This window comes from Nostoc sp. ATCC 53789, from assembly GCF_009873495.1.
Taxonomy (GTDB): domain Bacteria; phylum Cyanobacteriota; class Cyanobacteriia; order Cyanobacteriales; family Nostocaceae; genus Nostoc; species Nostoc muscorum_A.
On sequence record NZ_CP046703.1, the window covers coordinates 5,264,339 to 5,276,889 of the forward strand.

Sequence of the window (12,551 nt, forward strand, 5' to 3'; positions counted from 1 at the left end):
CAATTTAAGTGCAATCACCTAAAACAATAGCACTAGCCCCATAATCTCTTTGCAGATCGCAAAGACGCGATAAATCCCGCTATCTACGAAAGACCGATTTGTAGAGACGGCGATTCATAGCGTCTCTTGCCTTAAACGTGGCATCTAATAAAAATATTTATTTGGCAAATCACCCAATATTTACTGCTACAAGTGCAAAACATACCCTTGATGCGATCGCCAGTTTCCTAAACTAGATTAACAGCACAATCCCTTTAATACCTTTGCCAAATACTCATACTGCTCTAAAGTATTGTAAATCTGCGCCGAAATCCTTACCAACAGCCGAGGTTGTTCTTGCCACGGCATCACCTGCACTTGAATACCAAACTTATCAAACAACTCATCGTGTACAGACATGAAATCGCGGTTTTCCAAAGTCGTAGGCATTGGCACAACTGCCATTGAACCAATCATCTCCTTTGGACAAGGCGGCTGCACTTCTAACGCTTCACAAAGTAGCCGTCTTCCCTGCAACACTAGCTGATGATTTTGCTGTCTCAATTCTGTCCACCCACCAGGTAGCAATGAACCCATAAAAGCGATCGCTTCCGGTACACACATATAAGCTGTAGGATCGTCTGTACCTGTCCAGTCAAATTCCAACTGAAAGCGGCTTTTATCAGTGCGTGGCGAGTTTGTTCCGTGGCTAATTGTCAGAGGACGAATTTCTGACTGTTTATCTCGCCGCACATACAAAAATGCTGCCCCTTTGGGCGCACACAGCCATTTATGACAATTCCCCGTGTAATAAGTTGCCCCAATCTCCCGCAAATCGAGGGGAATCATTCCAGGCGCATGGGCCCCATCTACCAATGTATCTACACCCCGTTGTTGCAACTCCTTCACCAACTCTTGAATCGGGAAGATTAACCCTGTCTGGCTGGTAATATGATCCAAAAGTGCTAATCGGGTTTTTGCTGAAACTCGCTCAATTACTGCTGCGATTACTTGCTGTGGCGAGTCAATCGGGAAAGGGATTTTTGCCACTACCACCCGCGCACCAGTGCGACTGGCAATAAAATCAAGTGCGTTGCGGCAAGCATTATATTCGTGGTTGGTTGTAAGTATTTCGTCCTCTGGTGAAAACGTCAGCGACCTTAACACCGAATTAACGCCAGTCGTCGCATTGGGGACAAATACCAAATCCTGCACATCAGCATCCACAAACGCCGCCAGCTTACTTCTGGCATCATCTAGCAGAGGTTCCCACTCCCTACCAAAAAAGCGTAAGGGTTCATGTTCTAACTGCGATCGCAATCTTTGTTGAAACTCCAGCACTTGTTTAGGGCAAGCACCAAAAGACCCATGATTCAGAAAAGTCACAGCCGAGTCAAGCGACCATAAGTCTGTGATGGATAATCTAGAATCCAAAATTTAAAATCCAAAATTGATAAACTCCCCAGGCTGGATTCGAACCAGCGACCAATCGATTAACAGTCGATCGCTCTACCACTGAGCTACTGAGGACCACTCACGATTTATAATAGTAGGGCTAAAAATAAGATTTGGCAAGTACTTTCGCCAATATTTTTTTTAGATGCTTAATTTAGATAATTTTTGAAGCCAAAATCCATTCAGGAACTTAAGCAGAGACTCTTAGATACTAGATTATCTACTGTAATCCCATTCGTAATTCAGCCAGACGCTGCCGTGCTTTAGCATCAATAGCATTAGCTAAAAATCTACTCTTCGATTGCTTGCGCGTATGATATTTTTGTCGCATCCGGCAGACAGTAGCTTCCACTTCCCCACAAAGTTGTTGCGCCGACAACCATTCAGCCCCATACCCCTGTATCATCAACTGCTGCGCCCGATCTGATGTAGCAACAATTACACGAGAAATTAAAGATTGGGCTATTTGGTGACGAAAAGAAGCACAGGATTTTTCAATGTAAGTATCTGCCGTCTGCCCAAAATCAGTGTAATAAACTGATAAAAGCTCAGTAATTATTTCTTTATTGCTAGAAGAATTCTGATATTGGGCATCAAAAACAATCTGAGTTGTATAACCTTGAAACGCACTATAACCAGTCATTGCTTCCACAAGTTCGCCCCGTGCGGCCTCTAATCCAACGCTATCACGCGTTTTTTTAAGGCAAGGCCAAGCGCCTATTATATTGTAGCCGTCCACTAACAAAACGGCTTGGAGTAAGGAACGGGGCATGGTTTTTAATCACAATTTTCTAGAGTTAACAAAATTCATTCATAAGTTTTATAATAATTGATGCATTGTCTGTAACACTATGCTACACAGAATAAAAAATACGGCAACCTCACAAAACTACAACCTAAGATAGACGCACCAACTTAAAACGCGCCTTTATTTAAAAGGCGCGTTACAGTTCTTTCTTAGTAGTATTCAGGAGTGCTAAGTACAATTCATTGTACTTATTCACTCATTACTCATTACTCAGCACTCATTACTCAGCACTCAATTAAGAGGCTTCGCTGTGTACCTCCATCAGACGTTGTTTAAGGCGTTGGGCTTCACCTTTATCTACCAGAGAGCCTTTTTCTAACAAAAAAGCGCCGTCACAGTAATTTAACTCGTCTAATCGATGTGTTACCCACAAGGCTGTTATCCCTCGACTTTTGACAAGCCGACGGACACTAGCAACTAAATCTAACTGGCTATCTGGATCTAGTAAGGCAGTGGGTTCATCTAATAATAAGACTTCACAGCGACGGGCGATCGCACCTGCGATCGCCACTCGTTGTTTCTGTCCGCCAGAGAGTGCATAAATAGGTCGTCGTTGGAGGGTAAGCAAATTCACCGCTCCCAGCGCCTCCTCAACCCTGGCTCTAGTGGCAGCAGGTGGCAACTTTTCTTCCACCAATCCAAAAGCCACATCAGCACCAACCGTTGGCATCACTAGTTGATGGTCTGGATTTTGGAAAACAAAGCCAACGGGGTGCAAAACCCGAATTTCCCCAGATTCAGGAGCCAATAACCCTGCCAGCAGTCTAAGTAACGTTGATTTTCCACTGCCATTTGTACCCAAGAGCATCCAAAACTCACCCTTGGGTACTTCTAAAGAGCAAGATTTGATAACTTTCTCTCCATTTGGCCAACTGAAATTTAAATCCTTGACCTCAATGCCCACTTGAGCCATTTGTCAACCTTGGTTACTCAGCAGCTACAGCGAAAAATCCAGGTGGTCTGCCACCACCAGGGGTTGTACCATCTTTCTGAACAATCTGCACCCCAGAAATTTCACTAGCGCGGACAGCAATTTTTTTCTCTGTCTTGCCCTCACACTTGAGTTCCACAATGTCAGGATTCCCAGAACGGATTGCTGCCAAAATTAGCTGATAGACAGCCTCAGCATCCTCTGCTGACTTACGTTGTACCGAGATAGGGAAAGCAGTGTTTCTGATGCTTAAATCGATGGTAAACATTTAGCAATAATCAAATTTAACTGTGGACTCATTTTAGCGTCAGCTGACTGATTCTAGGGAAATGGGTATTTGGAAGAGGCAGAGGGGCAGGGCGCAAGGGGGAGAATTCAAATTACCTCTTTCCTCTCTGCTCACCTGCTTTATCTACCTCATCTGGATAAAAAATTAAATTTTATTACAAAACCCCTAGAAAAATTAGCGATTTACACCTAATATGATTAAAGGTGTGTAAAAAATTGTAAACTTGGTTAACAACCCGGTTAACTTTCTGCTTATAGAAGGCTTTTATTTAGCCATCTATAATACAGATACAACCTGTACTTATAAACATTTGGAGATTTGCTCTAATGACCATCGCAGTTGGACGTGCGCCCAGTAGAGGGTGGTTTGACGTTCTAGACGACTGGCTCAAGCGCGATCGCTTTGTATTCGTAGGTTGGTCAGGGATACTGTTATTCCCCTGCGCCTTCCTAGCACTAGGCGGTTGGCTGACCGGCACCACCTTCGTCACCTCTTGGTATACCCACGGATTAGCCTCCTCCTACCTAGAAGGTGCTAACTTCCTAACAGTGGCAGTATCCACCCCAGCCGACAGCATGGGACATTCCCTATTGCTGTTGTGGGGCCCAGAAGCCCAAGGCGACCTCACCCGTTGGTTCCAACTGGGTGGCTTGTGGCCATTCGTTGCCCTACACGGAGCCTTTGGTTTGATTGGCTTCATGTTACGGCAATTTGAAATTGCGCGTCTAGTAGGAATCCGTCCTTATAACGCCCTCGCCTTCTCAGCTCCCATTGCAGTATTCGTCAGTGTATTCCTGATGTACCCCTTGGGACAATCAAGCTGGTTCTTTGCACCCAGCTTTGGCGTAGCGGCAATTTTCCGATTCCTGCTATTCTTGCAAGGCTTCCACAACTGGACACTCAACCCCTTCCACATGATGGGTGTTGCTGGTGTATTGGGTGGTGCATTATTGTGCGCCATTCACGGAGCCACGGTAGAAAATACCTTGTTTGAAGACGGAGATGGTGCTAACACCTTCCGCGCCTTCAATCCCACCCAGTCTGAAGAAACCTATTCAATGGTGACAGCAAACCGTTTCTGGTCACAGATTTTCGGGATTGCTTTCTCAAACAAACGCTGGTTGCACTTCTTTATGTTGTTCGTGCCAGTCACAGGTTTGTGGATGAGTGCCGTCGGCATCGTCGGTTTAGCACTCAACCTGCGGGCTTATGATTTCGTCTCCCAAGAATTACGGGCGGCGGAAGACCCTGAGTTTGAAACCTTCTATACCAAAAACATTTTGCTGAACGAGGGTATCCGCGCTTGGATGGCTCCTCAAGATCAACCCCACGAACAGTTTGTATTCCCTGAGGAAGTTCTACCTCGCGGTAATGCTCTGTAGTATTAAAAGCTGATCATGACTTGAATCAGTTTTATGGTTGCCGAAAATTGACATCAGCCAGATTAAATAATCTCCTTGGCATAAGCTAATAAAGTGTCAATATTCCCCATTCTCCAGTCATCTCCCGCCTTTTGGTGGGAGATTTTTTTATATATAGCTAATATCTCTAAATTTATGTGTTATGTTAGGTGAAGGTTATGAACCCAGAGTAAATCTCTGCCCTTTTAAAACTAAGACCGCTTAGGCAATAAGGAGGTGATGCCCATGATAGAAAGTAGTAAATGCGTGGGTCATCAGGTTGCAGTTAGCCGGCTGTGTGCCGGGGCTGTTCTCTAAAAGTTAGCCTTAGTCATCTTTGAGATACTAAGTTAGCTCAAGTAGCTAGGCAAGCTCGGAGTTCCTTCCGGCAGTCTGGTTGCAACCTGAAGACCCGCTAGACCGCTCTGATTTAGATCATCCGATCCAAATCAGAGCGGATAGTTTTTTATGGGTGACTTTTTAAAACTTAGATAGCAATACACGCGATGGATAAAGCCAATGCGTTTAAGTTTTCTTAAAATTAAAAATATCTTGCATCAAACCTTTGTGTATGACCTGATGTGAGCTACAGCATTTATTTACCAAGCCTGATTTAAATATACACACACGCATTAGGCATTAGCTGATCTTCCCATAGTTTATGTGCGGAAAATTAAATGGGTCTATTTCTGTCAAATGCAAGATGTAACAAATATATAGTTAGGAATTTTTTGAGATGACACAACTACTCACGGAAACGGAAATTCAAGAGCAGGCAAAGGTTTTGTCAGGTTGGACTGTCGAAGAATCTAAGTTGTATATTACTCGCACATTCAAGGATTTTATCCAAGCAATTGAGTTCGTCAATAAACTGGTGGAACCAGCTGAGTCAGCAGGACATCATCCAGACATAGAGATTTCCTACAACAAAGTGAAGATTACACTCACAACCCATGATGCAGGCGGACTAACACAGGCAGACTTTGATGTAGCGCAGACGATTTCCCAAATTAAATAAGTGATTTCTTCTGATATCTTGCACCAGGCGACTGTAAAGTAACAGCGACAAAGACAAAACACGCATATCTGTACTCATGAGGGAAAACTAACCCGTAGCTTGATTGAGAGTAAAGGTATGCGTTTTTCTTGAAAGTTCGCGGGTTTCAAAAACCTTGATTCCTGATTTTGTTTTTTATTCCAAAAATACCAGGCAACGACCCTCCTGAAAGGCTTTGCTATGTTTGTTATGGCCGAGCCAGTGGATTTCAACTGGTGTGCAACTTCTACAGGCTAAGTGTAAGAAGTGATTTTTATCTGCAAGATGCCAAGTATAGAAGACTTTCAGCAATTTAGCCAAGTAGGAACTAAATGCCCTAAACTTTACTCCCTGCTTAGATATATAGATAGCTATGTGTGACAGTTATTAAGCCGATCGCTCCAATCTTGCCATCTAGATCAGATGTTTTATAATGTTATGATATAAAGATATGTTTTTGCATAAGTTAATCACATCAGTTTTTAACCCCAAGTTAATCGTTTATTAGCTTTGCAAAAACTAGAATTGTAGTAAGGCAATTATGCCTCATCCATAGGTTTCGATGAGATGTCGCATTTTCGAGAATTAGGTGGAACGAAACCAATTATCTAAACAAGGTGTGAGGAGTAAAGAAAAAATGTCTAATCTATTATGGAAATCCTTAGTGGTTAGCCCAGCAGTTTTGGGAGCAACGTTGTTAGTTTCGACAACAGCGATCGCGGCTCCAAACACAACCACTGAAGTATCACCAGCAAAACAAGTAGGTGTAGCTGAAGTTGCCCAACAGCCAGAATTGTTGGCTCAAACAACGATAGATCAAGTTAATCGTTACAGCAACGAAGGCAACCAAAATAACTCTCAGTCTCAAGTAACATCGGTTTCGCAATTTTCCGACGTACAACCAACTGACTGGGCATTCCAAGCATTGCAGTCCTTGGTTGAACGCTATGGTTGTATTGCAGGTTATCCGAATGCCACTTACCGTGGTAATCGTGCTTTGACCCGTTATGAATTTGCTGCTGGTTTGAACGCCTGTTTGGATCGCGTTAACGAGTTGATTGCCACAGCAACAGCTGATTTGGTGACGAAACAAGATTTAGCTACCCTACAGCGTTTACAAGAAGAATTTTCCGCAGAATTGGCAACCCTACGCGGTCGCGTAGATTCCCTAGAAGCGCGGACTGCTGAATTGGAAGCGAATCAGTTCTCCACCACTACAAAACTAGTCGGTGAAGCCATTTTTGCCGTTACTGATGTCTTTGGTGGTAACACTGGTGACAACAACAATACAGTCTTCCAAGATCGTGTACGTTTAGACTTGCAAACCAGCTTCACTGGTAGAGACATTTTACATACTCGTCTCGCAGCAGGGAATGCAACAGCTTTCACACAATTTGATAACGCTGGTGGTGCGATCAACACTGCTGAAGGCACACAAACATTTGAAGTTGGTAGCACTGGTAACAACGCTGTTCGGATAGACCGATTGACCTATGAAGTTCCCGTAGGCCCAGCCAATGTATACTTGGCAGCCAGTGGTGGACGACACAGCCATTATGCTGCTGTCAACAATCCTTACTTTTTCGACAACACTGATGGCGGTAACGGCGCTTTATCCACCTTTGCTTCTGAAAGTCCCATCTATCGGATTGGTGGCGGTGCAGGTATAGCGCTCAATCTACCCCTTGGTAGAGGTCAGGGTCTTTTGGGAAATAGCTCAATCACTGCTGGTTACTTGGCATCACAAGCTAATGATCCTGCTCTAAGTTCCGGTCTGACCAACGGCGATTATGCTGCTTTAGGACAGTTGAACTTTAGTGTTGGCGATCGCTTGGCTTTAGCTGCTACCTACGTCCACGGATATAGCGCAGGTGGTGCTTTATTTAACTCTGGTTCTACGACAGATGGAGATATTGTTGCAGTAGGTACTGGACAAGCAAACACTCTACTAGGTGCAGGTTCCAGCAACTCCTACGGTGTGTCAGCTGCGTTTAGACCCAGTGACAAACTATCAGTTAGTGGCTTCGTCTCTTACCACGATGTGACTGGCTTCGGTGTAGGTGATGATTATGAAGCTTGGAGCTATGGTTTAGGGGTAGCCTTACCTGATTTCGGTAAAAAGGGTAACGTTTTAGGTATTTTTGCAGGTGCAGAACCCTACTCCTTTAACCGAACAGGTGTTGCTGCTGGTAATGATATACCATATCACTTTGAAGGCTTTTACAAATATCGCGTATCGGATAACATCTCTATTACCCCTGGCGTAATTTGGTTGACCTCTCCTGGTCAAAGCAGCGCTAACGATGATGCAATTATCGGTACACTCAGAACAACTTTCACCTTCTAGACTGTTGACTATCCATTGATAATTTAGAACTTTATTTTTCCCCGCCATCAGGCGGGGTTTTTTATTTTGAGTAGCAGCAATGGATAAACCCCAGTGATTAACCGGGGTATAGTAGGGGTGCAAGGTCTTGCGCCCCTACGTTCGCTCAAAGTAACAGATCGCGTCTTCTATCTCGTAGCACTGTTAGGCGAACCAATCGCAGCGACTGGATTTGTCTGATTCAGATAATCGTAAACTAGTTGGGAAACTTGACGGATAAAGTCCCTCCCCCTAGTGTCCTTATAGGGACGTGTGACGAAGATAGCCGCTAAATAACGTTTTCCATTTGGCATACTCACAAATCCGGCATCACCGATGAGAAACCCGATATCTCCGGTTTTGTTGGCTATGACTGCACCTTTCCCCAAACCTGCGGGAAGCAGTGTGTGAATTGTAGTGTGACGCAGAATGTCCAAAGCTTGCTCCCGACTTTGTGGAGAAACTAGCTTGTTATTCACAACTAAAGCCAGCACTCGCGCCATATCTTGAGAACTTGTGGTGTTGGTTCCTCTCAAGTCAGCCAAAAGATGCCGAATTACTGTGTCTTTCAGTCCCCAGTTATGGAAGCGCTGATTTAGTTTCGTAGCTCCACCTAAGCGATCAATAATCATATTGGTGGCGGTATTGTCACTAATGGTAATCATCTTAGTGATGGTTTCCAAAGCTGTATACTTCTTGCCAACTCGCTCATACTGCATAGTTCCAGAACCATTGGTTACTAAGTCACGTCGCATAGTCAGGTTTTCCTGAAGGGTGACTTTACCCGCATCCAAATCTTGGAAAAAGGCAATGAGAATTGGCAATTTAATCGTACTAGCTGCGGGGAAAACGCGATCGCCCCCAACATCCAAATAATCCCCAGTATCCAAATCCAGGAAAAACATTCCTGTTTTCAGGAAGCTGTAACGATTCATCAAGGCTTTAATCTGCGGTTCCAGCGCTTTCATCGGTGAATGCATAGGAACTACGCCAGCAAATAGAGTGCTATTATCACTTACTGTTGGGGAAATACTCGATTGAGTCGGAGTTATTTCTAAAATGTTTGGCCGGGTTGCAGTCAATTGTATCGGCTTGGGTAACTGCACAGACCAATGATTGAGAGATTCCTCTTGCAGCTTCACCTGTGCTAGGTCAAAAGTGTAATTGGGTGCTAAGGTAACGACCATACGGGTAGTATCTGCATTAAACTGCCCGATGCTAATGTCTTTAATTACTAACCCCACTCTTTGACTAGTCTGTGGATATCCTAGTTTGACTCCAGGTAAATCAATTACCAGACGGGTTGGATTGGTAAGTAATTGTACTTTGGGTTGAATATTCTCGTCTGTCGTAAAATCTAGATGATTACGATTGCTATCAAAATGCCAATTAGCGATCGCAGCAGCTTTGACAGTGGAACCAAACAGGAACAAGCTGAAGAAGCTGGGTAGAAGCCAGCTAAATTTTAAAATGTTTTCTTTGTGTGTGAGGAGCATCGGTGATCGTTTTGTGTGATGAAAATTCATGAACGAACAAAAGCCGCCCACTATTAAAGCACACATATCAAAAAAGTTTTCAATTATTGATTTATCAAAACAGAATTCAGGAGTCAGGAGCCAGAATTCAGAATTTAATTCTGTGTGACTCGCGGATAGCGGTAGCGGGGCGTTTAGCCCATTCTGACTTCTGAATTCTTGAAACAAAAAACATCAGTTAAGCTGTTAAGCATTTAATTTGCACATTGAGATTGCAGGAGGGCAGGGGGCAGGGAGCAAGGGAGAGGGTTTGCAGCTTTTATTACCATAAAAATGATGCAATTTAAATGACGATTAGCTTACAAGTATTTAATTTAACTAGTATTTGACAAGAGGTTATTTATATACTGAATCTAAAGGCGAGTAGAAAAGAGCGCTGCCTTGGCGATCGCTATATGAACAATCTCCCTCTGCATAAAAAAAAGGTGGGCAAGATTGCCCACCTCACAATATTTTGAGAATATTCTGTTGCTATTAACCCAACAATTGTTTAGCCTTAGCTAACACATTATCAACGCTAAAGCCAAATTTCTCTAGACAAACATTGCCTGGAGCCGAAGCACCAAAGCGATCGATACTAACGCAATCGCCTTCAGTACCAACATATTTGTGCCAACCAAAACTGCTAGCAGCTTCTACAGACAAACGCTTGGTGACTGCTTTTGGTAGAACAGACTCTTTATAAGCTGCATCCTGTGCTTCAAAGAGTTCCCATGAAGGTAGTGAGACAACACGGACTTTCTTACCTTCAGCCTTGAGTTTTTCGGCTGCGCCGACGGCGAGGCTCAATTCTGAACCAGTACCAATCAAGATGATTTCAGGTGTACCTTCGCTATCTACTACGGTGTATCCACCCTTCGCTACGCCTTCAATTGATGTACCTGCCAAGTTGGGGACGTTTTGACGAGTGAATGCCAATAGAGATGGAGCGTTTTGCTTCGCTTTTTCGATCGCTACTTTATAAGCACCAGAGGTTTCGTTACCGTCTGCGGGACGAAACACTAATAAATTAGGAATCGCTCTCAAGGAAGCCAGAGTTTCAATGGGTTGGTGTGTGGGGCCATCTTCACCTTGTCCAATTGAGTCGTGAGTCATCACCCAAATCGCGCCAGCTTGAGAAAGGGCGGATAAGCGGATGGCAGCACGCATGTAATCTGTGAAGATCAAGAAGGTAGCACCGTAGGGAATTAATCCTGAAGTGTGCAGCGCGATACCATTACAGATTGCGCCCATAGCATGTTCCCGCACACCAAAGTGGATGTTGGGGTTTTCGTAGTGACCTTTTTGGAAGTCGCCCTTACCCTTGATTTCGGTCAAGTTAGAGTGGGTTAAGTCAGCCGAACCACCAATCAATTCAGGTAAAACCGTCGCTAGTTTGTTGAGGCAGTTTTCTGAATGTTTGCGGGTGGGTATTCCTTTGTCTTCTGGAGTGTATTTGGGTAGTACTTTATCCCAACCATCGGGTAGTTTGCTGCTAATGTAGCGTTCAAACTCAGCCGCTTCTTGGGGATACTTAGCTTTGTAGTCGGCAAATGTTTTGTTCCATTCGGTTTCGTAACCTGCGCCGCGTTCAACTGCTTTGCGTGTGTGGTTGAGGGCTTCTTGTGGAATATCAAAAGGCTCGTATTCCCAACCCAAATTTTTCCGAGTCAAGGCTATTTCGTCTCCACCCAAAGCAGCACCGTGAATACCAGCAGTGTTTTGTTTGTTGGGAGAACCATAACCAATGGTGGTTGTCACCTTAATCATTGATGGTTTATCGGTGACAGCTTTAGCGTCTTCAATTGCTTTGGCGATCGCTGCTAAATCGGTATTGCCGTCTTCAACGTGGAGAACGTGCCAACCGTAAGCTTCAAACCGCTTGGAAACATCTTCGGTGAATGCTACATCTGTGGAACCGTCGATGGAAATGTGGTTGTCGTCGTACAGAGCGATGAGTTTGCCTAATCCCAAGTGTCCTGCGAAAGAAGCAGCTTCACCAGAAATACCTTCCATGTTGCAACCATCACCTAAAATTACGTAAGTGTAATGGTCAACAATTTTGGTATCAGGTTTGTTAAATTTAGCGGCAAGGTGCGCTTCTGCGATCGCTAAACCAACTCCATTAGCAATTCCTTGACCCAAGGGGCCAGTTGTGACTTCAACGCCTGGGGTTTCAAAGTTTTCTGGGTGTCCAGGAGTTTTAGAACCCCATTGACGGAATTGCTTGATATCTTCAATGGTGACGCTATCGTAGCCTGTCAGGTACAGTAGGGCGTACTGCAACATCGAGCCATGACCGGCAGACAAGACAAAGCGATCGCGGTTAAACCACTTGGGATTCTTGGGATTAAACTTCATAAAGCGATCCCAGAGGACAAAAGCCATCGGAGCCGCGCCCATTGGTAGTCCTGGGTGTCCCGATTTTGCCTTTTCTACGGCATCAATAGCCAAGAAGCGGATCGAGTTAATAGCCAGTTCTTCGACGGACAATTCTTTGGCGGATTGGGTTGCAACAGTCATAATCTCTTGTTTTTAACGACGGGTTAGCACTCTTCGTAGCTTCTCTTGTTGGGGTTATTTTAGATTCCCCACAGTATCCTCATCATCCCACTCCCGCTTGTCGATGGACAAGCGGGATCTCCTGAGTTTATGGTGATAAATCAAGCTGATAATTGGGTCATGCTGAACGCTTAAGTTATATCGGAATGATATTTCTGATACTTTGGGCATTGGGCATCCCTTCGGCTTCGCTCAGGGCAAGTGGGCATTGG

At 44.3% G+C, this 12,551-nt stretch carries 9 protein-coding genes and 1 tRNA gene; 3 read left to right on the forward strand and 7 right to left on the reverse strand.

The window, feature by feature from the left end:
* Positions 1 to 237 precede the first annotated feature (237 nt).
* The 5 genes from GJB62_RS21890 to GJB62_RS21910 all read right to left on the reverse strand — a co-directional run bounded on the left by GJB62_RS21890 (position 238) and on the right by GJB62_RS21910 (position 3,441).
* Positions 238 to 1,413 (reverse strand): aminotransferase class V-fold PLP-dependent enzyme, encoded by a 1,176-nt coding sequence (locus GJB62_RS21890; RefSeq protein WP_209271452.1) that lies wholly within the window; start codon positions 1,411 to 1,413, stop codon positions 238 to 240.
* Between the two features lie 24 nt (positions 1,414 to 1,437).
* Positions 1,438 to 1,509, reverse strand: a tRNA-Asn gene (locus tag GJB62_RS21895).
* Between the two features lie 145 nt (positions 1,510 to 1,654).
* Complete coding sequence (locus GJB62_RS21900) at positions 1,655 to 2,206, reverse strand: NYN domain-containing protein (RefSeq protein WP_114082779.1); 552 nt, start codon at positions 2,204 to 2,206, stop codon at positions 1,655 to 1,657.
* 271 nt (positions 2,207 to 2,477) lie between these two features.
* The gene (locus GJB62_RS21905) at positions 2,478 to 3,155 is read right to left on the reverse strand and encodes an energy-coupling factor ABC transporter ATP-binding protein (RefSeq protein WP_114082780.1); all 678 of its coding nucleotides are present in this window, start codon (positions 3,153 to 3,155) and stop codon (positions 2,478 to 2,480) included.
* A gap of 13 nt (positions 3,156 to 3,168) precedes the next feature.
* Positions 3,169 to 3,441 (reverse strand): hypothetical protein, encoded by a 273-nt coding sequence (locus GJB62_RS21910; RefSeq protein ID WP_012410874.1) that lies wholly within the window; start codon positions 3,439 to 3,441, stop codon positions 3,169 to 3,171.
* 347 nt (positions 3,442 to 3,788) lie between these two features.
* Between GJB62_RS21910 and psbD the strand changes: the two genes are divergently transcribed.
* The 3 genes from psbD to GJB62_RS21925 all read left to right on the forward strand — a co-directional run bounded on the left by psbD (position 3,789) and on the right by GJB62_RS21925 (position 8,245).
* On the forward strand, positions 3,789 to 4,844 hold the full coding sequence (gene psbD, locus GJB62_RS21915) for a photosystem II D2 protein (photosystem q(a) protein) (RefSeq protein WP_012409998.1): 1,056 nt from the start codon (positions 3,789 to 3,791) through the stop codon (positions 4,842 to 4,844).
* A 754-nt stretch (positions 4,845 to 5,598) separates the two neighbouring features.
* The gene (locus tag GJB62_RS21920; protein WP_114085681.1) at positions 5,599 to 5,880 is read left to right on the forward strand and encodes a 4a-hydroxytetrahydrobiopterin dehydratase; all 282 of its coding nucleotides are present in this window, start codon (positions 5,599 to 5,601) and stop codon (positions 5,878 to 5,880) included.
* 655 nt (positions 5,881 to 6,535) lie between these two features.
* On the forward strand, positions 6,536 to 8,245 hold the full coding sequence (locus GJB62_RS21925) for an iron uptake porin (protein WP_114085701.1): 1,710 nt from the start codon (positions 6,536 to 6,538) through the stop codon (positions 8,243 to 8,245).
* A 167-nt stretch (positions 8,246 to 8,412) separates the two neighbouring features.
* On the opposite strand, the gene GJB62_RS21930 is transcribed toward GJB62_RS21925, so the two are convergent.
* Both GJB62_RS21930 and tkt read right to left on the reverse strand, forming a co-directional pair.
* Entirely contained in the window at positions 8,413 to 9,759 is a 1,347-nt protein-coding gene (locus tag GJB62_RS21930) for a serine hydrolase (RefSeq protein WP_181852944.1), read from the reverse strand.
* Positions 9,760 to 10,272: 513 nt separating this feature from the next.
* A complete protein-coding gene (tkt, locus tag GJB62_RS21935; protein WP_114085682.1) occupies positions 10,273 to 12,300 on the reverse strand; it encodes a transketolase in 2,028 nt (675 codons plus the stop codon).
* Between the last annotated feature and the right edge of the window lie 251 nt (positions 12,301 to 12,551).